Origin of the sequence: Enterococcus pernyi (genome assembly GCF_045371165.1) — a bacterium.
Lineage (GTDB): Bacteria > Bacillota > Bacilli > Lactobacillales > Enterococcaceae > Enterococcus_B > Enterococcus_B pernyi.
In genome coordinates this window covers 64,765-88,338 of record NZ_JBIQDM010000013.1, presented here as the reverse complement: position 1 = coordinate 88,338, position 23,574 = coordinate 64,765, and the positions used below count along the sequence as shown (strand labels likewise).

At 37.4% G+C, this 23,574-nt stretch carries 28 protein-coding genes, 1 tRNA gene and 1 other annotated feature; of the genes, 8 read left to right on the top strand and 21 right to left on the bottom strand.

Annotation, left to right across the window (positions count from 1 at the left end):
• Positions 1-118: 118 nt before the first annotated feature.
• Positions 119-310 carry a helix-turn-helix transcriptional regulator gene (locus ACH0AK_RS13275; protein WP_077151691.1) on the bottom strand — a complete coding sequence of 64 codons (192 nt, stop codon included), beginning with the start codon at positions 308-310 and terminating at the stop codon, positions 119-121.
• A gap of 61 nt (positions 311-371) precedes the next feature.
• Between ACH0AK_RS13275 and ACH0AK_RS13270 the strand changes: the two genes are divergently transcribed.
• The 4 genes from ACH0AK_RS13270 (at position 372) to ACH0AK_RS13255 (ending at position 3,336) form a co-directional block, all read left to right on the top strand.
• Positions 372-902, top strand: coding sequence for a DUF2321 domain-containing protein (locus tag ACH0AK_RS13270; protein ID WP_499796961.1), 531 nt, complete (start codon positions 372-374; stop codon positions 900-902).
• A gap of 460 nt (positions 903-1,362) precedes the next feature.
• Positions 1,363-1,701, top strand: a complete 339-nt coding sequence (locus ACH0AK_RS13265; protein ID WP_499796960.1) for a helix-turn-helix domain-containing protein — start codon at positions 1,363-1,365, stop codon at positions 1,699-1,701.
• A gap of 14 nt (positions 1,702-1,715) precedes the next feature.
• Positions 1,716-2,114, top strand: a complete 399-nt coding sequence (locus ACH0AK_RS13260; RefSeq protein WP_499796959.1) for an ImmA/IrrE family metallo-endopeptidase — start codon at positions 1,716-1,718, stop codon at positions 2,112-2,114.
• Between the two features lie 67 nt (positions 2,115-2,181).
• Positions 2,182-3,336 carry a site-specific integrase gene (locus ACH0AK_RS13255; RefSeq protein ID WP_499796958.1) on the top strand — a complete coding sequence of 385 codons (1,155 nt, stop codon included), beginning with the start codon at positions 2,182-2,184 and terminating at the stop codon, positions 3,334-3,336.
• Positions 3,337-3,426: 90 nt separating this feature from the next.
• On the opposite strand, the gene rpmA is transcribed toward ACH0AK_RS13255, so the two are convergent.
• From rpmA to rplU, 3 genes are read right to left on the bottom strand one after another with little or no spacing between them, the layout of a single operon-like run.
• On the bottom strand, positions 3,427-3,720 hold the full coding sequence (gene rpmA / locus ACH0AK_RS13250) for a 50S ribosomal protein L27 (RefSeq protein WP_010736011.1): 294 nt from the start codon (positions 3,718-3,720) through the stop codon (positions 3,427-3,429).
• A 12-nt stretch (positions 3,721-3,732) separates the two neighbouring features.
• Positions 3,733-4,077 (bottom strand): ribosomal-processing cysteine protease Prp, encoded by a 345-nt coding sequence (locus ACH0AK_RS13245; RefSeq protein WP_010736012.1) that lies wholly within the window; start codon positions 4,075-4,077, stop codon positions 3,733-3,735.
• 28 nt (positions 4,078-4,105) lie between these two features.
• Positions 4,106-4,414 (bottom strand): 50S ribosomal protein L21, encoded by a 309-nt coding sequence (gene rplU / locus ACH0AK_RS13240; RefSeq protein ID WP_019723824.1) that lies wholly within the window; start codon positions 4,412-4,414, stop codon positions 4,106-4,108.
• Positions 4,415-4,434: 20 nt separating this feature from the next.
• Positions 4,435-4,514: a sequence feature (ribosomal protein L21 leader region), on the bottom strand.
• Between the two features lie 127 nt (positions 4,515-4,641).
• Between rplU and ACH0AK_RS13235 the strand changes: the two genes are divergently transcribed.
• On the top strand, positions 4,642-5,286 hold the full coding sequence (locus ACH0AK_RS13235; protein ID WP_010736014.1) for a uracil-DNA glycosylase: 645 nt from the start codon (positions 4,642-4,644) through the stop codon (positions 5,284-5,286).
• Between the two features lie 70 nt (positions 5,287-5,356).
• Here the strand turns inward: ACH0AK_RS13235 and ACH0AK_RS13230 are convergent, their stop codons facing one another.
• The 4 genes from ACH0AK_RS13230 to ACH0AK_RS13215 form a co-directional block, all read right to left on the bottom strand.
• A complete protein-coding gene (locus tag ACH0AK_RS13230; protein WP_226076891.1) occupies positions 5,357-5,731 on the bottom strand; it encodes a MerR family transcriptional regulator in 375 nt (124 codons plus the stop codon).
• Between the two features lie 82 nt (positions 5,732-5,813).
• Entirely contained in the window at positions 5,814-7,448 is a 1,635-nt protein-coding gene (locus ACH0AK_RS13225; protein WP_023519344.1) for a SulP family inorganic anion transporter, read from the bottom strand.
• Positions 7,449-7,573: 125 nt separating this feature from the next.
• The gene (locus tag ACH0AK_RS13220) at positions 7,574-7,933 is read right to left on the bottom strand and encodes a DUF1304 domain-containing protein (protein WP_010736017.1); all 360 of its coding nucleotides are present in this window, start codon (positions 7,931-7,933) and stop codon (positions 7,574-7,576) included.
• A 283-nt stretch (positions 7,934-8,216) separates the two neighbouring features.
• Positions 8,217-8,822 carry a GNAT family N-acetyltransferase gene (locus ACH0AK_RS13215; RefSeq protein WP_010736018.1) on the bottom strand — a complete coding sequence of 202 codons (606 nt, stop codon included), beginning with the start codon at positions 8,820-8,822 and terminating at the stop codon, positions 8,217-8,219.
• A gap of 146 nt (positions 8,823-8,968) precedes the next feature.
• Between ACH0AK_RS13215 and ACH0AK_RS13210 the strand changes: the two genes are divergently transcribed.
• On the top strand, positions 8,969-9,505 hold the full coding sequence (locus ACH0AK_RS13210; RefSeq protein ID WP_023519342.1) for a TetR/AcrR family transcriptional regulator: 537 nt from the start codon (positions 8,969-8,971) through the stop codon (positions 9,503-9,505).
• Between the two features lie 84 nt (positions 9,506-9,589).
• Here the strand turns inward: ACH0AK_RS13210 and ACH0AK_RS13205 are convergent, their stop codons facing one another.
• Positions 9,590-9,940, bottom strand: coding sequence for a hypothetical protein (locus ACH0AK_RS13205; RefSeq protein WP_010736020.1), 351 nt, complete (start codon positions 9,938-9,940; stop codon positions 9,590-9,592).
• Between the two features lie 373 nt (positions 9,941-10,313).
• Here ACH0AK_RS13205 and ACH0AK_RS13200 point away from each other — a divergent pair, with 373 nt between their 5' ends.
• Complete coding sequence (locus tag ACH0AK_RS13200) at positions 10,314-10,646, top strand: hypothetical protein (RefSeq protein WP_226076897.1); 333 nt, start codon at positions 10,314-10,316, stop codon at positions 10,644-10,646.
• A 473-nt stretch (positions 10,647-11,119) separates the two neighbouring features.
• Here ACH0AK_RS13200 and ACH0AK_RS13195 read toward each other — a convergent pair.
• The 3 genes from ACH0AK_RS13195 to ACH0AK_RS13185 form a co-directional block, all read right to left on the bottom strand.
• A tRNA-Arg gene (locus tag ACH0AK_RS13195) sits at positions 11,120-11,193 on the bottom strand.
• 333 nt (positions 11,194-11,526) lie between these two features.
• Positions 11,527-12,210, bottom strand: a complete 684-nt coding sequence (locus ACH0AK_RS13190; protein ID WP_010736023.1) for an O-methyltransferase — start codon at positions 12,208-12,210, stop codon at positions 11,527-11,529.
• An 82-nt stretch (positions 12,211-12,292) separates the two neighbouring features.
• Complete coding sequence (locus tag ACH0AK_RS13185; RefSeq protein ID WP_226077098.1) at positions 12,293-12,820, bottom strand: signal peptidase I; 528 nt, start codon at positions 12,818-12,820, stop codon at positions 12,293-12,295.
• Positions 12,821-13,021: 201 nt separating this feature from the next.
• Between ACH0AK_RS13185 and ACH0AK_RS13180 the strand changes: the two genes are divergently transcribed.
• The gene (locus ACH0AK_RS13180) at positions 13,022-14,854 is read left to right on the top strand and encodes an ATP-binding protein (protein WP_023519279.1); all 1,833 of its coding nucleotides are present in this window, start codon (positions 13,022-13,024) and stop codon (positions 14,852-14,854) included.
• 229 nt (positions 14,855-15,083) lie between these two features.
• Here ACH0AK_RS13180 and lplA read toward each other — a convergent pair whose 3' ends face one another.
• The 9 genes from lplA to ACH0AK_RS13135 all read right to left on the bottom strand — a co-directional run bounded on the left by lplA (position 15,084) and on the right by ACH0AK_RS13135 (position 23,395).
• The gene (gene lplA / locus ACH0AK_RS13175; RefSeq protein WP_010736027.1) at positions 15,084-16,088 is read right to left on the bottom strand and encodes a lipoate--protein ligase; all 1,005 of its coding nucleotides are present in this window, start codon (positions 16,086-16,088) and stop codon (positions 15,084-15,086) included.
• Between the two features lie 13 nt (positions 16,089-16,101).
• The gene (locus ACH0AK_RS13170) at positions 16,102-16,842 is read right to left on the bottom strand and encodes an MBL fold metallo-hydrolase (RefSeq protein WP_226077100.1); all 741 of its coding nucleotides are present in this window, start codon (positions 16,840-16,842) and stop codon (positions 16,102-16,104) included.
• Between the two features lie 61 nt (positions 16,843-16,903).
• Positions 16,904-17,698, bottom strand: coding sequence for a DUF975 family protein (locus ACH0AK_RS13165; RefSeq protein ID WP_010736029.1), 795 nt, complete (start codon positions 17,696-17,698; stop codon positions 16,904-16,906).
• On the bottom strand, positions 17,698-18,780 hold the full coding sequence (locus tag ACH0AK_RS13160) for a M42 family metallopeptidase (RefSeq protein WP_010736030.1): 1,083 nt from the start codon (positions 18,778-18,780) through the stop codon (positions 17,698-17,700). Before ACH0AK_RS13160 ends, ACH0AK_RS13165 begins: the two co-directional genes overlap by 1 nt.
• Positions 18,781-19,001: 221 nt before the next feature.
• The gene (gene dltD / locus ACH0AK_RS13155; protein WP_499796956.1) at positions 19,002-20,267 is read right to left on the bottom strand and encodes a D-alanyl-lipoteichoic acid biosynthesis protein DltD; all 1,266 of its coding nucleotides are present in this window, start codon (positions 20,265-20,267) and stop codon (positions 19,002-19,004) included.
• A gap of 2 nt (positions 20,268-20,269) precedes the next feature.
• Entirely contained in the window at positions 20,270-20,503 is a 234-nt protein-coding gene (gene dltC, locus ACH0AK_RS13150) for a D-alanine--poly(phosphoribitol) ligase subunit DltC (protein WP_010736032.1), read from the bottom strand.
• A 27-nt stretch (positions 20,504-20,530) separates the two neighbouring features.
• The gene (gene dltB / locus ACH0AK_RS13145) at positions 20,531-21,736 is read right to left on the bottom strand and encodes a D-alanyl-lipoteichoic acid biosynthesis protein DltB (protein WP_010736033.1); all 1,206 of its coding nucleotides are present in this window, start codon (positions 21,734-21,736) and stop codon (positions 20,531-20,533) included.
• Positions 21,736-23,235, bottom strand: coding sequence for a D-alanine--poly(phosphoribitol) ligase subunit DltA (gene dltA, locus ACH0AK_RS13140; RefSeq protein WP_409173766.1), 1,500 nt, complete (start codon positions 23,233-23,235; stop codon positions 21,736-21,738). The genes dltB and dltA overlap by 1 nt, the downstream gene beginning before the upstream one ends.
• Before the next feature lie 10 nt (positions 23,236-23,245).
• Positions 23,246-23,395, bottom strand: a complete 150-nt coding sequence (locus ACH0AK_RS13135) for a teichoic acid D-Ala incorporation-associated protein DltX (protein WP_010736035.1) — start codon at positions 23,393-23,395, stop codon at positions 23,246-23,248.
• Positions 23,396-23,574 lie beyond the last annotated feature (179 nt).

Genomic DNA, 23,574 nt, shown 5'->3' with positions numbered 1-23,574 from the left:
GGTAGCTCAGCAGTCTTTGTCATCATTTTGATGCGCTTCTCAAACTCTGCTACTGCCAAACTAACGATTCCTGATGCCACTTGATTCTGAATTTGTTCATCTGGTATGTGCAAATCCATTAGCTACTCCCCTCCCTCAATGAAGCTAGCGCATTCTCGATTGGTTTAATTTGCTTTTCAGGACTACGTTTTCCGTTCATAATGTCGGACATATACGGTCTTGAAATCCCAATAGTATCTGCCAGCCAGTTCTGAGACTTGCCATACTTTGCTAATTGAATTCTGACTTTAACAATAAAATCTTGTGACACACTTAACACCTTCTTTCTTATTTTTCTTAAACGTGTTTAATAATTTTGATATAATTTTCATATCAGCGAGTGGTCCGCTGAAATAATTGATAAGGAGGTAATCCTTATAGAAAAACAATATTTCCAAAAAGTTTGCATTAATGGTCATCAGATAAGTATTCTCTCTACTAACAATTCAGATCCCCAACCTGATGAGTATTGCGAAAAATGCGGAAGCAAAGTTATTACTACCTGTCAAACCTGTAAAACACCCATATTAGGGCACGAATCCGTTGATGGAGTTTTTGGAATGTTTTCAATACCAGTTCCTAATTATTGTCGGCACTGCTCAAATCCCTATCCGTGGACTTCGCTCATCCTAGAAAGTGCTATCGAGCTGCTTGCCTTAGATGAAAATTTGCCTGATAGCGATAAAGCTCTTATAAAAGCTGCTATTCCTGATCTTTTGGTTGATACACCTAAAACCCAGTTAGCAGAGGCTAAATTCAAAAAGGGCTTTTCAAATGCTTCAAAATTAGTCAAAGACTCGCTTTATAATCTTCTTGTTGATGTATTATCAGAATCAGTTAAAAAAACTATTTTTCCAGATTAGCTTTGCTACACCAACAACAATAATTTGAATTTTTTCTTATAACTCGATTACACCAAGTGCATTTGGTGTAGTCGTGTTTTCTTTTTAGATACTTAAAATAGCTTTTTCGACCGATAGGTCTTTTGCTTCTCTTATTGAATCGATTAAACATCCTTCTCACCTCATTCCTTTTAAAATTTGTAAGCTAATAAAATTAGCTAATTTCCGTTGACATCCGTCCCATAGTTGTGTACTATATAGACATAACGAAATAAGCCTGTTAAACCCCTATTAAATTAACATTCTTAGTTTGGCGACGTCGAATTGTTTATTTTATATAGGTGTCTTTCTTACTGCTTGTTAGCTTATTAAATTAGCTTACGAGATAAGATTAACCCACAACTGTGTTCTTGTCAACACTTTTGTCAAATAGTTGTGTACTTTTTTCGTTAAATACATTTGAAAGCGTGGAAAGCTTACAATGACACTATTTGAACGAATACAAGAATTAGCAAAAAAAAGAGATAAGACTTTAAAAGATATTTCACTTGAATTAGGATACAGCAAAAATTATCTCTATACATTACAGAAACAAAGCCCTAAAGCTGAGAATCTACAAGTAATAGCTGATTACTTCAATGTATCCACTGACTACCTACTTGGAAGGACTGACAATCCTGATCCGGACAATACAAAGTTAGATACTAATGACCTAGAAGACGTACTCGATAATATGAAAAGTTTTGGCGGCGTAGAAATGACCGAACGTGATAAAGAAACCATACGTGCGTTTTTGAAAGGAAAATTTAGCGATAGATAAAGGTGGATTGTCATATGCAGAGAATGAAAGCTTTGTTAAACAGCGAGGGAATATCCCTATACTTTTTAGACTTAGATATTGATGGTTATTATGATTCTACAAACAGAGTAATTTTGATCAACCAAAATCTTTCTGAACTAGATGCTTTAAAGTCTATTTATCATGAACTGGGACATGGTGTTTTACATGACGATCTTGAAGCCTTGTACAAACTCACCATTCCCCGCTCTAAAATGGAATATGAAGCCGATTGTTTCATGCTTGATCAACTTTTGATTGATTATATGGAAGTAAATGATCTCAAGCCACGGCAGGTCAATCCTATCTATTTTATCGAGTCTTCAGACTTAGATTTCAAATACGAGAGAAATGTTAAAAATCTTCTCAGCCAGCATATACTTTGTGAGGTTTAAGTAAATTATGCCTAATTATATTTTTTAACAAAAAAAGAACATACATTCCCACAAGGAGGGACAAGCAATGGCAATGATAAAACAATATAAAAAGAAAAGCGGAGAAAAAGCGTGGTATTTCAAAACTTACCTTGGGATAGATCCTATCACAAGAAAGAAGAAATATACTACTAAGAGAGGATTCAAGACTCAAAAGGAAGCAAAACTTGCCCTGTCTCGCCTCGAATTAGAGGTTGAAATGAACGGAATTTCGGATAAATCTAGCAAAGTAACATTCAAGGAAATTTACGATTTATGGATAGAACACTATAAATCTGATGTAAAAAAAAGTACATTATCACGTACTACTCTGATTTTTGACAAACATATTTTACCCAAATTTGGAAATTTACCGATGAAAGATATCACAGTTGCATATTGTCAAAAAGTTGTAACTGAATGGAGTAAAACAGGAACCTCAAAGCAATATCCTTTATTTGTGAACTATATTTCTAAAATTTTTAAAATGGCAATTAACTTAGAGATCGTTGAAAGTAATCCGCTCGCCAATGTAATTATCCCTAAAAATAAATCTGCTGAAAAAAAATTAAAAATAAAATATTACACTAAAGCAGAGCTGCAAATATTTTTAAATACGATTAATAAAGAAAAAAATGAATTTTTCAGGATAAGGGATTATGCTATGTTTCGTTTGTTAGCATTCAGCGGATGTCGAATTGGCGAATGCCTCGCTTTAAATTGGAATGATTTAGATTTCGAAAGTAGAGAGCTTACCATCTCAAAGACTGTTACGAAGGCAACAGAATATTATGTATCAGAAAAACCTAAAACCACGGCATCAAACAGAAGATTAATATTAGACGAACGGACAATCGCTAGCTTAAAAGAATGGAAGCTGCTGCAAATGAAGTATTTGTTTCATATCGGCTTTAATAAACCTGCATTCATTTTCACCAATGAGAAAAACACCTTTACGATTAATCAGGCGGTTACAGAAAGATATAAAATCTATTCTGAACGAGCAGATTTGCCTAATATCGGATTACACGGATTTAGACATACTCATGCCAGTTTATTGTTTGAAGCAGATGCTAGCATGAAAGAAGTCCAAGAAAGGTTAGGTCACGCTAATATAAAAACTACTATGGATACCTATACTCATATGACAAAAGACAAAAAAATAGAGACTACTAATAAGCTTGTCAATTATGTTAATTTTTAAAAGTATGGTCAAAAGTATGGTCAAAAAAATTATAAGAAAACAAAAAAACACCCAATCCCTTTATTACCAAAGGATTGAGCGTTTTAATCATTAAGCTTCTTGAGCTACTGGATAAACAGACACTTGTTTTTTGTCGCGGCCTTTACGTTCAAAACGAACAACACCGTCAACTTTAGCAAATAAAGTGTCATCTCCACCAATACCTACGTTCACACCTGGATAAATTTTTGTTCCGCGTTGGCGGTAAAGAATTGATCCACCTGTAACTGTTTGTCCGTCAGCACGTTTTGCACCTAGACGTTTTGATTCTGAGTCACGGCCGTTAGATGTAGAACCGCCACCTTTTTTGTGGGCGAATAATTGTAGATTCATTGTTAACAACATGGTCTGCACCTCCTATTTATCATTAATTGTTTTTGTTTGGATATATTCTGGGTTTTCAGCTTCGATCGATTGTAAACCTAATAGGAGATTCTCCAATAAGATTTCCGCAATATTGTTTTGCTCTTGTGTCAATCGTGAAATTACTTCGACGTACAAATAGCCGCCTTCTTCTTCATTCATGTCAACAATCGGTTCAAAACCAGCTAATGATGAAATCCCATTGACAGTGCTGATCGCTAAAGCAGAAACACCTGCACAAACGATATCACTTCCGTAAGGACCGGCATCAGCGTGCCCAGTCAAAGTAAATGAAACGATTTGACCAGCGTCATTTCGTTTAAAAGTCCCTTTGATCATTGTTTAGGCCTTCTTTCTCAAACGCAGATTAAGCGTTGATCGCGTCGATAACCACTTTTGTGTATGGTTGACGGTGACCTTGTTTACGGTGTGAGTGTTTTTTAGGTTTGTATTTGAAAGTAACGACTTTCTTTTGTTTGCCGTGTTTTTCAACTGTACCTTCAACTGTTGCACCAGAAACGGTTGGAGCGCCTACTTTCGTAGTTTCGCCACCTACTAGAATAACTTCGTCAAATACAACCTTTTCGCCTGCTTCAACGTCAAGTTTTTCGATGTAGATTGTTTGTCCAACTTCAACTTTTACTTGTTTACCACCTGTTTTAATAATTGCGTACATGCTTTAAAGCACCTCCTTATTTTCATACTTAGACTCGCCATCCAGAGTGACAGGGTGTCCTGTACTTAATCAAACTCATTCTGTGCGGTTGTAGCTGTGGAGACCACAATTACAACATTACTAGAATAACAAATCCTACTATAATAGTCAACAACTTTTTTATTTTGCCAATCATTCGTCAATTGAACGATTTCTTTCTATAATGGACAAGAATAGGAGTTGATACTATGGATTACCCAAAACATTTGATTGACGAAGCAACTCGGCGTATTCAAGGACACCGTGTGGAAGGATTTGTCGCTGGGCAAGGTCCTATCCGACCCAAATTGATGTTAGTTGGCGAAGCCCCTGGTAAAACAGAAATTGAAAATCACATTCCATTTAGCGGCCAAGCTGGCAAAGAGTTGATGAACGCACTAAAATCAGTCGGTTTATCTCGAGATGAAGTGTATATTACTAGCGCTGTCAGAAGCCGTCCTTATCGAATCGTCCAACGCATTAATGGACGGACAAAAAAATCAGAGATCGTTTATCCGAATCGAACGCCCAGTAAAACGGAAGTTTTTGCTCATGCACCAATCTTAGATTACGAACTGCAACATATACAGCCCTCTTTGATTGCCACGCTAGGCAATATTGGGCTACAACGTCTATTAGGTAACGGCTATACGATTTCAAAAAATCATGGGAAACTGTATACCGGACCAGTCTTAGAGTTGAATCCACAGCATGATGCTTATCAATTTTCCACTAAACAGTATCGTGTTCTTCCCCTCTTCCACCCGGCGGCCATTTTTTATAATCGAACACTGACAGAAACGATTTTAGAAGATTGGCAAGAACTTGGAAAAATACTTGTTGAAAAAAAGTAAAGGCTACAAAAGAACCAACCAGTCTCTCAAATCATGATCGATTGGTTGGTTCTTGGTTTTAGCGACTAAATCAAGCTAAGATTGGATCTCCTTTGACCAAATCTTGGTTATAACGCGCGATTTTCTTTTGGAGACGTTCCTGACAAGCTTGCATCTCTGCAATTTTTTTTGCCAATTGTTCACTTTTTTCCATAAGAAGATCCCTACGAGCAAGAATTGTTTCATCACCCGCGCTATATAAACGAATATATTCAGTCAAAGATTCAATCGATAAACCTGCACTACGCATACATAAGGTGAAATCGACCCAACGTAAATCTTCTTCCGTATAATCTCGGATACCTCCGTTTGTTCGGTTCACCGGTGGGATCAAACCGATTCGTTCATAGTAGCGTAACGTATCCGCAGAGATTCCTTTTTCTTCACTCACTTGTTTGATATTCATCCATTCCTACCTCCCGAACGTCTATAAACTTATTTTACCTTAGAACAGGCGGCAGCCACAATTTTTTTAGCGAATCCACTGACTATATTTCACTGTCTAACATATATTGTTTGTGTAAAGAGGTCAGCGCATGAGCCACCGTAAGATGTTGTTCTGTCTTTTGTTTTTCCCAAAGATGTTGCAATTGCTTTTCCACTTCTGGTTGTAACGAGGTGTAAATAATCGTTTGTTCTTTCATAGCAGCTTTTTCTTGAAATTCTTCAAATAAACTTTGCGCCGTCAAATCAATACTTGGCACCCCGCGCATTGAAAAAATGATTCCTTCTTTATCTGCTAATTCTGTTAACGTCGCTTTCAATCGTTCGGCGGACATGAAGAATAAAGGACCACTGATATAAACAACTGCCCAATTATCCAACTTTTTCGTTTCCGGTAAGCTCATTCGCTGCCAGTCGATTTCCTCCACTGAGATCGTGATGGCTGCACTCTTAACAATAAAAAATACACACCCACTAATAATTCCTATAACGATTGCAATACTTAGATCAAAAATCACTGTACACCCCATCGTCAAGAAAAATAGAAGAAGCGCTGACCAGTATCTTTTAGCGAATAGTTCTTTGATCGTTTCCCATTCATTCATATGCCAAGCTGTGACGATCAATACACCTGCTAATGCTGGCATCGGAATGTTCGACATGATTGGTGCAAAAATAAGCATGGATAGAAACAATACGATTGCATGGATCATTCCAGCTACTCTTGTTTGAGCACCGGATTTAATTGCGACACTCGTTCGAGCAATGGCTGCTGTAGCTGGAATCCCACCAAAAAATGGTAACAGTAGATTACCAATTCCTTGTGCGACCAACTCCTGATTACTATCTAACTGACGATTCGCCATTCGGCCTGCCGAAGCACCACACAACAAACTTTCGATCATACCTAACAGTGCAATGCTGATTGCTGGTACAATCACTGTTTGGATCGCTGACAAACTAAAATCACCAAGTACCAAACGGTTACTACTGATCAACGTTTGGGGAATTTCCCCTACGGTCGCAATTGGCCAATCAACGATCATCATCAACGCAGTTGTGAGGATGATTGCCAACAATGAGCTTGGGATCTTTTGCCCCCATTTTTTAGGATAGACCAACATCCCAATAATGACCAAACTTCCCATTAAAATCGTTGGCAAGGAAATTTCAAAGCCTAAGTTTTGATAACTAGCCAATTTTTCCATCACATTGGCCCCTTCTGAATGAACACCGAATAAATTATCGATCTGACCTAAAGCAATAATGATTGCAATACCAGAGGTAAACCCTGTGATGACAGGTGCAGGGATAAATGAAGTCAGCGTTCCTAATCGTAAGACACCCGCAGCGAGTAAAAGAACTCCAGCCAAAAAAGTAGCCAGTAAGACGCCTTGCATTCCTTGTTTTGCGGCAATCGACATCAAGATTGCTGCCATCGCGCCAGTAGGACCAGAAATCTGATAGAACCCACCAGATAAACCACCAATGACTAGACCAGCAATTACAGCAGTGATCAGACCAGCAGCTGCGTCTGCTCCACTTGAAACACCGAAAGCTAAAGCGAGTGGCAAAGCAACCGCCGCGACTGTAATACCTGCCAATAAATCTTTTTGAAATACTGAAAGATTATAACCAGAAAATTCTTTTTTCAATAAACCAATATAATTCTTTAACAACACTACTACCCCATTTTCATAAAAAATTGATAAAATGCACGTTACAGGATAGCATATTTTGTTGATTAAAGTAAGTTTTTTCACAAACTTTCATAATTTTTTTTCAGCAGTTATTCTTTTATATCCTAAAAGAATAACGTAATGAGTGCGATCGCTGCTAACCCACCTTGTTTGACGATGATCAAGCGATCACTAGTAAAGCTACCATAAGCCGCCACCAGCAAAATATAGATCAATAATAGCCCCGTGATTTCTTTTGGTGCATTTGAAAAATAAGCGCCGTACACCAATGCCACACCAAGTAACCCATTATAGATCCCCTGATTCTTAAATAAAGTCTGTACGGACTGACGTCCTAATTCTTCCTTTGGCATGTTGAAGACTCGACTAGTTGTTGCAGATTCCGTCGCAAAAGTTTCAATATACATGATATAAAGAAATTCCAAGGCAACAAGTGTAACTAAAATTTGAGATAATAATGTCATCTGTTTTCTTCCTTTCTAAAATCGGCGATCGACCGTCTTTTTTTAGCTGGATCATTGCTATGAGTACCAACCGAAAACGATCTCTCCTTGATTATAAAGGAACTGCTGTTTTTTTTCTGCAACTTACTCTCAAAAATCAAGAGTGTAACAATACAAACAAGTGACGGGGACATTACTCCTTTTGCATATTATAAAACTGAATAAACGGCGGGAACAGAAGTAACCTCTTCGGAAATAAGGCTAAACATTTCTGTCCCGACCTCTAGCAGTAGTCTTTATTTAGTCATAAGGTCGTGCTTAATAAGTAACAGGTTATTGATTCTCCTCCACCTAGATCGACTGGTTGGCGGCCAAAAATGGTAAATCCTTTTTTTAAGTAAAATTGGTAGTTGCAATTAGAGTCTGTATAGAGAAATATTCGCTTATTTTTATAACGTCTCTCTATTTCTTCTAACAAGCGTGAACCAATCCGCTTACCCTTCAATGTGGGATCAACAGCAAAATAAGTGACTTCGCCTTCTGGATGAGTGGATGCAAATTCATGATACATTGTTTGATTGGCTTGGTCATAAGTTCCTATCGCCTCTCGATATCCGGTCAATCCCATCAATTTTTCTGCTACGTTGACAAACAAGCGTCTCCCCCATCCAACAGGCACTTTTGTTTCCCCATCGAAGCGAGCAAAAAGAAAGCCGACAAATTGACCGTCTAGATACGCACCTAATGTGACGGTTGATTTCATCAATGCGCCTGTAAGTGCATACTGACGATAGAGATAAAGTGCAATAGGATTTTCTGTATAGCTCGAAAAATTCATCCCTTGTGCTGCAAATTCACTTGCTTTGTTTAAGTCTTTTCTATCAATTGAACGAATCGTTAATTTTTCCATATCCATCTACTCCTTTTGAAACAAAACTTTCTTTCTTTACGTAACTTTATTATAATTACTTAAAAAGTGACTTCCTATAGGCAATGATTCAACATCTGTCCAATAATGAACACTTAGAAAGATACTGTCTAAAAAAGGAGATACAAATGGATCGTCGAAGCAAAAGAACGAAGCACGCAATCAAACAAGCCTTTTTAGATTTAACGAAAGAAAAACCCATCAATAAAATCACGATTGCGGAGCTTTCACAACAAGCAGATATCGGGAGAGGGACGTTTTATACTCACTATGAGGATATCTATGATTTGCGTTCAAAAATCATTGAAGAATCGATTTGTACACTGACAGATATCTTCGATCAAACTTACCCCAACAAAGAGCAATATGACTTTCGCCGATTCGTCCATACTTTAGTCAATCATGTAGATGAGAACAAAGCTGTTTTTTACTTTTTCTTTAATGATTTCATGGATGATGAACTCTCTGTCCAACTTACACAGATCCTGATAAAAAGAGTCATGGACGAAGAACAATTAGATATGAAAGATGTCAAAAATAAAGTAGAGATTCTTTTTTCTATTTCCGGCACTACTAGTGTCCTGACTGAGTGGATCAATGGAAATCTAAACGTGGAGAAAGAAGAATTGATTGCTATTTTAGATGACATCATCACACGGTTTTAATAAAAAAGAAGAACGACTATGCAACGACAATATCGTTGCTAGTGTTCTTCTTTTTTGTTCTTCTTTTTTTCGTAAGTGATATCATTACTCAAGTTGCATCAAAAATTCTCTTTGTTCATCACCTAAAGGGATGATTTTTTTCATAATACGAAACCGCCAGTGCTTTCTGCCAGCGGAAAAACGCCAGACCACGGATAATCCGCCACCTAATGCTACTTGTTCCTCTTCGATCACTGTTCGCTCATACGTGAGATGATCAATAACCTTCGTTTTAAAAAAATTCAAAAATAAAATCGTCACTTTGGTCTCATCGATCAATAAAATCACTTTACTACTGATACTGTCCAAACTCTGAGATTCCGCTAAACAGCGAAACATTCCTGATGATCGATACGGACCTGTTAAACGATCCATCCATTTTTTGGTGATTAACATAAGCGCTTCCCTTTATCCTCTCTTGAAATAAACCCATTCGATTTTCGATCTAAGGAACATCGGTCCTTATTAATCGTCCAGTTGATGTTGTTACTTTATTTTATCATAGATATCTACTTTCCCTATATTGATCCAAATGAAAAAACTTCAAAAAAATAGGTAATGATTAAAAAGATCCTTTTTTCCTTTTGATAAGCAAATTATTCTATTGTCAAAAAAGGCTAATTTACTGAGTACTCGTATTCATTCTATTTTTATCTACTTATTGATGTCTCTAATCAAACGCTAAAAATGACAGCAAATTATTTCTCGATATTCCATCTCAATGTTACAATCGCCCTTTGTTGATTTTATTTATAGGAGGAGTTATTTAATGTTCGCAATGTTTAAAACTATCAAACTCAATCTGTGGCGGTCACTCTTAGCACTCATTATTTTAATTTTTGCTGATTGGGGAATGATGACATCTTATCCGATCTTCTCAGGTAGGTTAGATTGGACCTTTTTACCTATAGGGGGAGCGCTTGCTTTAATCATACTGATTGGTTGGAACAACACAAACACTTTATTCAAAAAAATCAATAAGAAAGATTGGCGTTGGATTGCTTTTATCCTTATTCTTGGTTCACTACTTTCAGATATTTTTATCTTGACTGGAAAGCTGCTGAATCAAACCATGGCCGCAAATGCTGGTGGAGATAATTAGTACGAAGGGTTAAACGTTGGTGAAATAATCCTATATTTATCACAGCTTAGCGTGAGCCTGATTGGAGAAGAACTTTATATTGCTGCGATTTTTGTTTTGATCTTTCTTTTACTTTCTACATTTATGCGTACTAAATTTTCTATTTGGGGCGCTAGTACGATTTCTCTATTGGTTTTTGGTCTCAGCCATTATGCCGTATACGATGGGAATCTCTGTCAATGTATTTTTGTTATTGGTTTGGCTCATGCCCCTTCTCTCTATGCCTAGTTAAAAACACAAAACTTATTGATCCCTATGCTTGCACATATCTTATATGATTTGATTTTACTTTTTATCATTTTACTTTTTGGAATTTGAACCATCGATTTTTTATCCGATCAAGCTAGCACCTTCAACGTTCAGCGATGAATCAATCTTATTTAGCACAAGAGACAAAAAAACCGCTAGAAACAAAAGTTTCTAACGGTTTTTTACGTCACAGGAGGGATTCGAACCCCCGACCGTCCGCTTAGAAGGCGGATGCTCTATCCAGCTGAGCTACTATGACAGCTTTAGCGGAACAAAAATAATTATAGATAAATTGAAAGCTTATGTCAATACAAAATAGTTATTTTATGAAACAAAAATTTTTATCGTACTTTTTTCTTACAGTTTTTACTGTAAAAATACAGCCACGATTTTCATATTATAATTTTTTGCTACGATCGACTTGTCATTTTATCATGGAACATGAAAGTCTGTTTCGTCCAACATAGTAAGGCAGAACTTGATTGGATAGATTCCCTACTTTCAACTTCTGCCTTGCTATCAATGAAATTGACTTAGCTACTCGCTTAGCTTAGCTAGCATTCTTTTGAATCTTTACTAAAAAATCTGGCAATTATAAGTCGATTGTTTCTGCCTCTTTCGTGATCAAAATCACACCATCACCCAAAGGTAACAACGTAGAGGTCAAATCCGGATGTTCCATAACCACGCGTAGAAATTCATTCAATTTACGATGGATCGCTCGTTTTCCTCTTGGGATTTCTTCATCTGACAGAAGAATCGTCCCTCCTTGAAAAATATCATCAACCATCAAGACGCCGCCTTTTTTCAATACACGAAGGCATTCAGGCAAGAATTCGATATATTTTGATTTTGCACTATCCATAAATATAAAGTCATACGGACCTGTCAATGTTGGCAAAATATCAGCCGCTTGGCCTTCTAATAATGTCACTCGATCCGTCATCTCTAAACGCTCATACGTTGCTTTCGCTTTTCTGATCATCACGTCAAAGCGATCGATCGTCGTCACATGACCTTCTTTTCCAATGACTTGTGCCATCAGACTAGAGGAAAAACCAATCGCAGCTCCAATTTCAAGTACTTCTTTTGGTTTGATCTGTCCTAATAAAAACTGCAAAAAGACGACCGTCTCATGAGGAATGATCGGCACTTCCGCCGCATGTGCTTCCTCTTCAACTTTCCCCAATTCTCCAGTTAACTGTTTTTGTTTTGTCCGCATAAAATCCAATAACTCTTCTTTTACAACGGGACGATGCATCATTTCATTACGCATACTTCCCCTCCTCTTCCAAACATTATACGAAGAAACCTATCTTTCGACAAGAGGGAGAAGCTGGTAAATAAAAATATGATTATTACATGTCAGAAAAAAAATCAGTTTCTTTCTCTCGACGTTGTTTCAGTTCAAGGTAAGTATGCCAAGCTGTAATGGAGGACAAGCACACAGCGATTCCTAGGAATACCCATTTCATCCAATTGAACGCATGCCGTGAGAACAATAACCCTATGTACGGGATCTTGAATATAGGCGTGCCAATAATATTACGATCTCGTACTGCTTCAACTTCGATTTGCGTTTTTCCATCAGCTTTCGTGTAAAAATACTGGTGTTGATCTTCAATAGCAACGACCCTTCTTGTCACGATATGTTTACCTGAATTTTCATAGTAGGTGATCACATCTCCAACTAAAATCGTATCTGTCTTTCTTTTCTGTACATAGATCAGACTTCCTTCTGCATAAGACGATGCCATCGCTTGGTCATCAATGATATGCGGTGTCAGCCCAAATACTCGAGGGAGCAGCACGACACACAAAATGATTGCTAGAATAACCACTAACGAAATCGAACTGAAAAAAGTTATTTTTTTATAGATAGGCACATTGAACCTCCTTAAGAAACATTTTATTAAATCTATAATATAATAACGAAATTTTTTTGACAATATTAATACTCAGTTTGAAGATTCTCTATAAAAAAATAAACAAGCAAACAAAAAAAACGATAAAAATAGCTAAAAATTGACTGTTAAATGAAAAAAGTTTACTCTGGAATTAGATAATTTATTAAAGGAGATTTGTCTATGGTTATTTTTAATAACGGACGTAATAAAATTATACCATTCTCTATGAAAATCAAATGGAGCGTACTTATTATATTTGCATCGTTATTTATAATAAGTATCGCTTATTTTTTTCATTACCTCTTCACGCCAATCGACAATAAACAAATGTCTCAGATTGATGATTCATGGGTCTATTATTCCGAGCACGATCCTTATTTTCAGTTCGACAGTAACCATATCGACTACATGCCGTCCATCGACAAGAATGAACCATTTATAATGGAAACTACTCTACATAAAGAATTGGCGGATGCCAATCTCTTGATCAAAGGCAATCATCAATGGTTAAGTGTCTCATTAGATGACGCGCTACTCTACAGTCGCTCCAAAGAAAGCGCACGAAACAATCCTGGATTGTCTTTATCGATCATCGATCTACCAGAACCCTATGTAGGAAAGACGTTGAAAATCGTTGTTTCCTCGCCTTATCAAAATTATGCTGGTCTAACACCCAAAGTTTATTTGGGGACCACCAGTCCAATGATCAGCTTCATTTTTTCACAATCGATCCCACAAGTCATCGCGATGATCTTGGCTTTCGTTATCGCCATCGGATTGTTGATCTGGACTAGCTATATTCTCTACAGGCATAATAGATTAGATCGTTCATTATTGATTTTGAGCCTATTTTCTTTCGTGCTTGGATTTGAATCGATTTCGGAAGATATCTTGAGTGGTGTTCTTTTTGAACCAATCGTACATTCGATTTTTTCACACTTATTTGCAATCTTGACTTCTATACTGATTATTTTTTACTATCAGTCCAAAATGACAAACTATCAGAAATGGTATGGTTATTTCTGCTATTTCCAAACATTTGTTTTTGCCAACATCTTACTTTATGCATTATTTTCAGATTTTGAATTACCTGAATTGATGCCCTTTGCTAGTGTTGTTAGTGTTGTAAGCACTCTAGTTACTTCTATAGCAAGTATCGGTGAAGCATATAAACAAAATCGTTTTTTCACTGTATGTAGTCCTTGGATCGTTTTGATCGCTATCTTTCATTGTATGTTTTATATTCAAACTGCCTTAGGGATTGGGCATTCGATCATCAACTGGTCCACGCTCTTATTTGCGATTCTCCTGATTGTTATTGTCGGATACAATATCATGGAGAATATCATGAAAATCGATAGTTACCATAAAGAACGTCTTTTCTTACAAACTAAAACAGATCTGATCGAAACACATTATGCAAAAATCCAAGCACAGATCCAACAAATCGATCAAGCAAAAAATGACTTTGTTGTACAAATGGAAGAACTGAGTCAATTGATTGATACAAATGAACAAGCCGAAGTGAAAACTTACTTAAAACGGATCGTAGACGAAACAAGACGATTGGATTTGTCTCTTTTTCCGACAGGTCACCAACTAACAAATTTGATTTTGGCTAGATATCAAGAAGTCGCTGCTAAAAAGAATATCAAGGTTGATTTTCACACCCACATCCCAGCTTCTTTACCGATCCATGATGAAGATTTCACACAATTACTCATCCATATTTTAGAGCATTCGTTTCGCGAAACACAAGCCATTGAAAATCCTTTGCATCGAGAAATCTATTTATCGATCCAAGAAATCAATTCTCACATCCAGATCCACTGTGAGCACAGTACACACTATGAGAAAAATATTTTTTCCAAACATGTGACAGAAGAATTGATACGACAAGAACAGTATGACTTGATGATGATTCAGACCACGCTCGACAAATACAGCAGCACCTTGGTCCAAGAAAAAGATAAGTGGGTCGATCGCCTAAAAATCAATATACCCTCTAATTAAAAAAGACCTTCAAAAGCAGTCAACAGGCTGTTTTTGAAGGTCTTATAATCTATTTCAGATTGTCGGGTCTGGGATATTGGCTATTCGTCAGCTTATCACCCTACAACCGAATAAATGATGTTCCAGAAGCGGACATTCAACATTAAACTAAAAATTGTAAAATACGAAAAACTATTTTTCAATTTTCTATCTTACTTCCTAGGTCAAGACGCTTCTGTCACAACCTTATTTAGTACAATAACTCCAATAAATCTTGTGCTTCGATTGCACCAAAATACTTCTTGATATCGATCGTTTCCACTGCTTCTTGTAAAGTAGCTTTGTCATACTTTATACCTGTCAACACTTGTTCAACATCTTTGATATCTCCTAGACCAAAGAAATCGCCGAAGATTTTTACATCCTCGATTATCCCTTCTGAGACATTCAGATGTACCTCGATCGACCCAATCGAAAAGCGTTTTTGGCGTGAAAAGTTGAAATCTGGTGATTTTCCATAATTCCAATCCCAATTTCGATAATACTGCTCAGAAATTTGATTGATTTTTTCCCAATCTTTTTCTGTCAATTCATAGGTCTTTACGTCTTCTACTGAAGATACGCCGAAAATTTTCAAAAGAATGTCTTCACGAAATTCTTCGGTTGTCATCCCTTGTTTTTCCTCAGGTAAGAATGGTTTGATATTTGTAACTCGTGAACGAATCGATTTGATTCCTTTGGATTCGATTTTTTCTTTTTTCACTTTCAGCGCATTGACTACCTCATCAATGTCTGAATCGAACATGATCGTTCCATGTGCAAACATTCGACCATTTGTAGCATACATAGCATTCCCTGAAAACTTCAAGCCATCGATTACCAGGTCATTACGTCCTTTTAATTCGGCACCTGAAATACCTAATTCGTGTAACGCTTGGATGATTGGTTTAGTCACCTTCGCAAAGTCACGGAACGAATCCCCATCATCTGGCATGATGAAACTGAAATTCAAGTTACCAAAATCATGATATACTGCTCCACCACCGCTTAAACGACGTACCACATGGATGCCATGTTCTTCAACATATTCACGATTGATTTCTTCGATCGTGTTTTGATTTCGACCAATAATGATTGACGGTTCATTGATGTAAAAAAGCAAGATTGGTTCTTCTAATGGCATCTCTTGCAGTAAAAAGGTCTCGATTGCTAAATTTACTCTTGGATCATGGTTTTCATTTGGTACAAAAATCATTCTGCTCGTCCTCCTATATATCAAACACTTTATCGACTTCAGCTAAAGCAACTTCGATTTCTTCTCCAGCCGCTTCTTTTGCTTCATTCTCTAATTGTGTTAGGTCACCGAATTGTGGCAAGTGTGTCAAAACCAGTTTTTTGACTTTTGCCGCTTTTGCGATCTCTCCGGATTCTTTTGAAGTGAAATGCGCTTTGTGTCGCTCATTTCCTGCAAAAAGATACGTGTCTGCCAAAAAGAGATCCGCGTCTTTAGCGAAGGGAATAAAACTCTCTAAATAGCCAGAATCTCCTGTAAAAACAAGTACTTTTCCGGTGGCTCTTTCGACAATACGCATGGCATAACAAACCACTGGATGAATCGTTTCCAAGAACGTGATCGAAAATGGTCCGACTTCAAGTTCTTGGGTTGGATCATATGACACTCCTTGGGACACTCCTGGCATCGTCAATTGTTCAAAATGACTGGCATCTTTCGTATGTCCATAGATTGGTAATAGCTTTTCCTGATCTCTGTTTGGATGCAATTGCCATTCATATTGCAAAACACCTAGATCTGCGATATGGTCATGATGATAATGGCTGATGATCACAGCATCTAAAGCAAGCGGATCAAGATGGTCTTCCAATTTCACAAGCGTTGCGCTCCCTGCATCAATCAACAAATTAAATTGATCAGCTTGCAACAGATAACTCGTCGTTCCTTGTTTTTTATAAGGATATGCACCTAAGCAACCTAAAACGGTTAATTTCATGACTGATTCCCCCTCAAAAACTTATGCTACCACAATTTCTTATTTTCATAAGAAAAACTGCTTATTCGAAGTGAAAGTATTCCATTGGGCTGCCTTTTTCAATACGAGCTTGTTCGTAAAATTGTGCAATCGACACATTGACATAAGCAATTACCCAAAGTAAACCAAAGAACAGCGCAATAAATCCGAGAATATACCAACCAATAAATGAAAGTTGTAGAAGAAGATAGGTCCCAATACGATCTTTCAATAAAAACCAGGCATATTTCAAACTTTGGATAACTGTCAGTTTCGGATAGTCAAACTTTGTCCAAGCAGCAAATTGGAATAATCCTGCAACGATCGTCATCACAAATAGCGACACGAAGAATAGTAAAGTTGTAAAGACTGCAAAACTCAGATCAATCGTAAAATCATTTATCATCCCTTGCGGTGATGCATTTCCATTAAAAAGTAGATTGATATACGTATTGAATCCGCCAATCAAAAAACTAGGCAAAAGTATAATCCCGTTGATTAACCAATTAAATACGGTATTTAAAAGATTGATAAGCAGAATCGGTACAAAATATTCTTTTTGAAAAACAGCAAATAACAGATTGGATTTTGCTCGCCCACCTCTGACCACAACTAATGAGATATAATAGACCCCATAAGTAAACGCAAAAATCAATACGTGTTGGAGCAAAAAATTGAGTATGTTTGCCTGTGTGCTATCTGTTGGGAAGATACCTACAAAAAGCTGCTGGATGATCAACCCAATAAAGACTGAAAGGAAAATGATCCAAGCATTGATCCCCCACTGTCCTTCTAAAGATGCTCGGGCTTTTTTTCGATATTCAGAAACATTCTTCATTACTCATAACTCCTGATTTCTGCTACTTTTTCACTATCCAAACGTTTGACTACTTCAGTAACTAACTTCACTGTATTGAAGTAATCTTCTTCATGGATGATCGATGTATGTGAATGCAGATAACGAACGGGTACCGTGATTGCAATAGATGGCACACCATTACGTGACACATGCATTTGGCCCGCATCTGTTCCCCCACCGGTGATGACAGTATATTGGAATGGAATAGCCATTTCTTCTGCCACTTGGATCACAAAATTCAATAATTTTTTATGTGGGATCATCGAAGCATCGAAAATCAAGATTTGTGGTCCTTTACCTAAAACTGAATCTGCCTCTTTCGGTGTCATCCCTGGTGTATCTCCAGCAGTACCTGTATCTAAAGCAATCGCAATGTCAGGGTCGACCAAATGAGTACTTGTGCGCGCACCTCTTAAACCAACTTCTTCTTGTACATCACTTCCAGCAAATAAGACATTCGGATGTCCTTCTTTTGCTAGATTTTCAAGTACACGTAAAGAAACAGCTGTCCCAATACGATTGTCCCATGCTTTTGCTAACAAGAATTTTCCATCATTCATTCGACGATATTCAATATAAGGAGTGACCATATCACCAGGACGAATGCCCCATTCCGTCGCTTCTTCTTTGCTTGTCGCCCCGATGTCAATAAACATATCTTTGATATCATAAGGTTTGTTACGAACTTCAGCAGTCAAGACATGTGGTGGTTTTGAACCAATCACGCCATGGATGATTTTTCCCTCTTGGGTCTTGATTTCTACTTGTTGTGCCAACATGACTTGGCCCCACCAACCACCAAGTGTTTGAAATTCAATAAATCCTTTATCTGTGATCTTTGTAACCATAAAACCAACTTCATCCATATGTCCGGAGATAAATACTTTAGGGCCCTTGCCAGAATCATGTTTTGCGATGATACTACCTAGACCATCGTAAAAAATATCATCTGTGAACTGCTCTGCATATTTTTTATAGACTTTTCGTACCTCTTCTTCATTTCCTGGTACGCCACGCGCAGTTGTTAAATCAATCAATAATTGTTCTTCATTTTTATTCAAACGCTTTCCCTCTTTTCCATACTTAATAGTAGAATTATATCATTGTTCACTGATTTTTGGGCAGCATATTTGTTTGATTTATGCAGTCATATTATAACACCAGTCTTCTTTTGAATCTGCTAACATCTAAAAAACAACCCATAACATCCCCTCTATTGGGACGTTACAGGTCATTCCTCGAATTTCTTCATTCGTCTTTTATTTTGGTTCCAATGTATCGTTTATTTTTCTGGTAGTGTATCTGGGGTTTGTAATTGCCAATCCTTACTATAGAAAGCAGCATCCATTTGATAATGAGACATCGGTTGCTTCTCTTCTAGGAAAGGTTGGATATACTGATCTGCAGTCAACCAGCCTTGCCACCCAAGATGGATCGTATCTTCCATAAAGTAGGGAACATTAGCCATTTTGGTTAAATCTGCGATGTGTTGAAATCCTTGTTTCTTTAATTGATACCTGATTTTTTTAGCAAATCCTTGCAACATTTCTTGAGACAAACCGGTATAATCACTCCACTTTTCATTCACTGGCGGAAGAATGAATAATGCTTCAGTATGTTCATTTGCTAGTTGCTGCAATAATAATTGAAAATCAGAATATTCCTTTGAAAAACTATAATCCCAGTCTTTCTGTGAGTCTTTCAACTCAGCTAAATGGTGTTTGATTCGGGTATTGTAGAAATCATCTTTTAGAGCAAAAGGATTATTCTTAGTTTTACTAGCACCAATCTGCGTAGCGAGCTTATTTAGTTGTTCTTTTTCATAGCTAGTCGGTAATGGTTTAGTCGCTTGATCGATCTGTTTTTGTTTATCCGTCAAACCAATCCCACTAAATAATTCATCCTCACGCTTCAAGATGTTCCATTTATCTTCCAAGCCTGCTAATTCTTTATCATTGGGTTTGATTCCTTTTTGTACTGTACTTAAAATCCGCGTGATGTCTTCATCTTTCGAAACGATTGAAAAACTTAATAAACGTCGCGCGAAATAGCGATCTGAAGCAGTCACTTTTTTTATTGAAAACAGCCAATCCAATGTCTGTAACTCTGAATAGTGGGTACTGAAATAGTCTTCCTTCACCCCGTCTTTTACGAACCACTGAGGAGACACGATGACCACTACTTTTTTATTTCTGAGATCCTTACTAGCTGAGCGCATCATCATGAACTGGCTCAGCGATTGAGTCCCAGGGGCACCTAATAAAAATGGTTCGTAGCTCCGTTGATATTTCTGGGCTAAAACAGAAGGATGAAAGGGACTGATCCTACTCAATTCACTCGAACCAAGAAAAGGCACATACTTTTTTTCAGCAAAAGCTGTATTTTTGATTACATCCCCTCGTAAGACGTTGTCTGACATCGAACTGGCTGCTCTATGAATGATTTCTGGGTCAGCTACATTCACGCGATAGGATGAAGTGAAAAAAATCGCAATCAGTATAAACGCAAGTATCACTGGACCAAAAATCGCAAACAGCTTTTTCTTCATCATTATCCCTTCAATTCGTTGACTTGATCAATGATTTTGTTTGGTGTTGCCCATTCTTCCCGATCAAATTCTGATACAGGAACTTGTACATCAAGCTGTCCATCCAGCTCAACTAATAATTGAACAGATCCTAGTGAATCCAATAAACCTTCACCAAACAAATCGATTTCTTTATTTTCTTTCACTTCATCTGTACCTGTAATCTCTGCTAAAATCGTTAAAACTTGTTCTTCCATATCTATTCTCTCCTTTAAACTCGTCATTTATTTAAAAAATAGTTGATCTAAAAATCCTGAAAAAATCAATAAGCTAGCACATACTGCTTGAAACGTCATGAAAACAGAAAATGCGTGGGTCAAGCGATTGGAAGGAAGTTTTTTCTTCCGTTTTTTCTTATAGCGAATCCATGAATCTGTCACACAAATCAGCGTTGCATGATAGATACCATACAAAATGTAGTACCATGTCAAACCGTGCCAGACACCCATCAATAGAAACAATGCAAAGTATCCGATATTTGAAGTCACGATCTTACTCTTGAACCATTTTTTCTTCATCAAGAAGAACATCAACCGCATATACACGTAATCTCTGAACCAGAAGGACAAAGACATATGCCAACGATTCCAGAACTCTTTGATGTTCCAAGCTAAAAATGGTTTGTTGAAATTGATCGGGGTATCATAGCCCATCAAATAACTCGTACCAACTGCAAACAAACTATAGCCAGCAAAATCGAAAAAGAGATACAAACTATAGACATACATGTAACCCAATAGCCACCATGAGATTCCGCCATGAGCCAAGGCACCTTTTGATACGATGGGTAACAGTACCTGTCCGAGATAATGACCGATGATGAATTTGTATAAAAAACCCATAAACAAATGATGGACCCCTTTTTCCAACATTTCCAGATATTGTTCCTTTGTTGGTGGTTGGAGCTGATCTTTTTCAAATCTTCGATAACGATCGATTGGTCCTGAAGAAATGGTTGGAAAAAACAACAAGAACTGAATATAACGGTAAGGATGATAGGTTTTGATCATACCGTCTCTCATTTCCATGATCATTTGTACCGATTTGAATGTTAAATAGGAAATACCCAGAAAACTAAGCAGTGATCCCTTACCAGATGTTAGAAATGGTGTGACTTTCGTAATTGCTAAAGGTAGAATTGCTAGAACTACCGCTAGATAAAACCATACACTCTGATTTCTTTTTTTTCGATAAGTGAAATAACACCAAACAAGTATACTTTGCCAGACCACATAGCCAATCAAAGCAAGTCCTTGTTGCCAATACGTTCCTCCAAAGCTGATGAACAAGAAAAAGAAAGTTACAAGAACTTGATAAGTTCCTAAACGTTTCTGGAAAAATAGTAGAGAAAAAATGATTGGCGCTAACGCAAAACTCAGTAATAGAAAATAATACGGCTCCGCATAAGGAATCATATGTGGGAGACTCATCACCTATTCACCTCAGCTGTCAATGCTTTTCGATCAATTTTCCCATTGTTCGTTTGTGGAAATTGGTCAATAAACGCCACTTTTTGTGGGATCATATAGTCCATTAGAAAATCGGTCAACCTTTGTTTGATCGAACGTATCAACTGATAATTAGTATCCGGAATCGCTTGGTTCAGTACAACAAACGCCACTAATTGTTGGACTTTCGACCCTTGATATTTGGGAACAACGATTGCTTGATTGATTCGTTCATCTTTAAGCAACGCATGTTCAATATCACCTAATTCAATGCGGTAGCCATGTAATTTCACCTGTTGATCGATTCTTCCCTCAATAAAAAGCAATCCGTCCTCTGCTAAATATCCTGCATCTCCTGTTCGATAGTTTTGATGCCCAGTTACTTGAAAGAACACTTCCTTCGTTTTTTCAGGATTGTTCAAATAGCCTTTTGACACGCTAGGACCAGTAATCAAAATCTCGCCACGATCACTTGCGCCATTTTTCAAAATAGATACGGTCGTATCGGACTTAACATAGCCAATTGGTAATCGTTCATACGTAGCTAATACTTCTCTTGTGATCAATATACTAGAGATGGCTACTGTCGCTTCTGTCGGCCCATACGTGTTGAAAATTTTGGCTGAAGGAAACCGTTCGAGTAACGCTTGCGCCGTTTTCTTCGTCAATTCCTCGCCACAGAAAATGAACGTAGCCAGCTCTGGTAAATGCCCCTCGTCAAAAGATGCGTCCATCAAGCAAATATCGACAAACGAAGGAGTCGATACCCAGATGTCCAGTTTTAATTGTGGTAAAATAGCAAATAATTTTTGAAAATCTTGGACGTTTTCCTTGAATAAAGGCTTGATGATCCCACCAGAAACTAATGCTGGATACAAAGTGAACACAGATAAATCAAAAGAAAAAGGTGCTTGTGCTAAAAAAGCTTGTCCCTCTTTGATTGGAAAGTCGCGCAAGACCCAATCGACAAAGCTCACCAAGTTATCATGACTGATTTGCACGCCTTTGGGTTCTCCTGTGGTGCCCGAAGTAAAAATAAGATAAAAATTTTCATCACCTTTCACTACATGCTCAAATGGATAACCAACTATCGAGGCGATGATCGAGCGTAAACAATCTTTTTGGATGATTGGTATATCTGTCCCAATCTCCCAGTCACTTAAACTAATGATCATACTAGGTTGTGCGACACGTAAAATCGCTTCGATCCGCTCCTTCGGTGTTTGGGCATCAATCGGTAGATACGCATGTCCTGCTTTCACTGCGCCTAAGAATGATACCACCATCTCAAACTCTAGATTGCCGAACACGACGATTGGCCCCTTCGTAGTCAAACGCTTCTCTAAGTAATAGCCTAATGCATCTGAGGAGTGCTTCAGTTCTTGATATGTGTGTTGCTCCTCTGCTGTCTGATATGCGATTCTATCTGGGTCTGCTATTCCCCAAAAATCGATCGCAGCCACGATTCCTTTTTTCTTCATCGTTTCCCTCCTAGAATTCGTTATATATAAATGTTCCACCTTGAATATTTTTGTAATGATACAAATAAATGAGTAATAATAGTATCGTCGAATAAACAAGGGTTCGAAGCATAAAAGTTCGCCAATATCGAACCTGTGGTTGCTGCCACCATTGTTTCATCTCTTTTTCCTCCTATTTAGATCCTTAGTCAAATTCTACTCATTCTATCCACAAAAAAACATTTGTTTTACTAACAGAATGCGCTTTACAGCTAACAGTTTTGTCACTAACTAAAGAGAACAAAAAAAGAGCCGTACGAAAATAAATTCGTACAACTCGATTCTGTCCTTCGTTCAGCT

Excerpts from the sequence above, each read along its gene's own strand:
- ACH0AK_RS13260 (WP_499796959.1), top strand. The coding sequence starts at position 1,716 with ATGCAGAGAATGAAAGCTTTGTTAAACAGCGAGGGAATATCCCTATAC.
- ACH0AK_RS13200 (WP_226076897.1), top strand. The coding sequence starts at position 10,314 with ATGTTCGCAATGTTTAAAACTATCAAACTCAATCTGTGGCGGTCACTC.
- ACH0AK_RS13220 (WP_010736017.1), bottom strand. The coding sequence starts at position 7,933 with ATGACATTATTATCTCAAATTTTAGTTACACTTGTTGCCTTGGAATTT.
- ACH0AK_RS13235 (WP_010736014.1), top strand. The coding sequence starts at position 4,642 with ATGGATTACCCAAAACATTTGATTGACGAAGCAACTCGGCGTATTCAA.
- dltC (WP_010736032.1), bottom strand. The coding sequence starts at position 20,503 with ATGGAAGAACAAGTTTTAACGATTTTAGCAGAGATTACAGGTACAGAT.
- ACH0AK_RS13165 (WP_010736029.1), bottom strand. The coding sequence starts at position 17,698 with ATGAAGAATGTTTCTGAATATCGAAAAAAAGCCCGAGCATCTTTAGAA.
- ACH0AK_RS13215 (WP_010736018.1), bottom strand. The coding sequence starts at position 8,822 with ATGGAAAAATTAACGATTCGTTCAATTGATAGAAAAGACTTAAACAAA.
- rplU (WP_019723824.1), bottom strand. The coding sequence starts at position 4,414 with ATGTACGCAATTATTAAAACAGGTGGTAAACAAGTAAAAGTTGAAGTT.
- ACH0AK_RS13230 (WP_226076891.1), bottom strand. The coding sequence starts at position 5,731 with ATGAATATCAAACAAGTGAGTGAAGAAAAAGGAATCTCTGCGGATACG.
- ACH0AK_RS13210 (WP_023519342.1), top strand. The coding sequence starts at position 8,969 with ATGGATCGTCGAAGCAAAAGAACGAAGCACGCAATCAAACAAGCCTTT.
- ACH0AK_RS13255 (WP_499796958.1), top strand. The coding sequence starts at position 2,182 with ATGGCAATGATAAAACAATATAAAAAGAAAAGCGGAGAAAAAGCGTGG.
- ACH0AK_RS13245 (WP_010736012.1), bottom strand. The coding sequence starts at position 4,077 with ATGATCAAAGGGACTTTTAAACGAAATGACGCTGGTCAAATCGTTTCA.
- ACH0AK_RS13190 (WP_010736023.1), bottom strand. The coding sequence starts at position 12,210 with ATGCGTAATGAAATGATGCATCGTCCCGTTGTAAAAGAAGAGTTATTG.
- ACH0AK_RS13135 (WP_010736035.1), bottom strand. The coding sequence starts at position 23,395 with ATGAAACAATGGTGGCAGCAACCACAGGTTCGATATTGGCGAACTTTT.
- lplA (WP_010736027.1), bottom strand. The coding sequence starts at position 16,088 with ATGATTTTTGTACCAAATGAAAACCATGATCCAAGAGTAAATTTAGCA.
- ACH0AK_RS13170 (WP_226077100.1), bottom strand. The coding sequence starts at position 16,842 with ATGAAATTAACCGTTTTAGGTTGCTTAGGTGCATATCCTTATAAAAAA.
- rpmA (WP_010736011.1), bottom strand. The coding sequence starts at position 3,720 with ATGTTGTTAACAATGAATCTACAATTATTCGCCCACAAAAAAGGTGGC.
- dltD (WP_499796956.1), bottom strand. The coding sequence starts at position 20,267 with ATGAAGAAAAAGCTGTTTGCGATTTTTGGTCCAGTGATACTTGCGTTT.
- ACH0AK_RS13265 (WP_499796960.1), top strand. The coding sequence starts at position 1,363 with ATGACACTATTTGAACGAATACAAGAATTAGCAAAAAAAAGAGATAAG.
- dltA (WP_409173766.1), bottom strand. The coding sequence starts at position 23,235 with ATGAAGAAAAAAGGAATCGTGGCTGCGATCGATTTTTGGGGAATAGCA.
- dltB (WP_010736033.1), bottom strand. The coding sequence starts at position 21,736 with ATGAGTCTCCCACATATGATTCCTTATGCGGAGCCGTATTATTTTCTA.
- ACH0AK_RS13205 (WP_010736020.1), bottom strand. The coding sequence starts at position 9,940 with ATGTTAATCACCAAAAAATGGATGGATCGTTTAACAGGTCCGTATCGA.
- ACH0AK_RS13180 (WP_023519279.1), top strand. The coding sequence starts at position 13,022 with ATGGTTATTTTTAATAACGGACGTAATAAAATTATACCATTCTCTATG.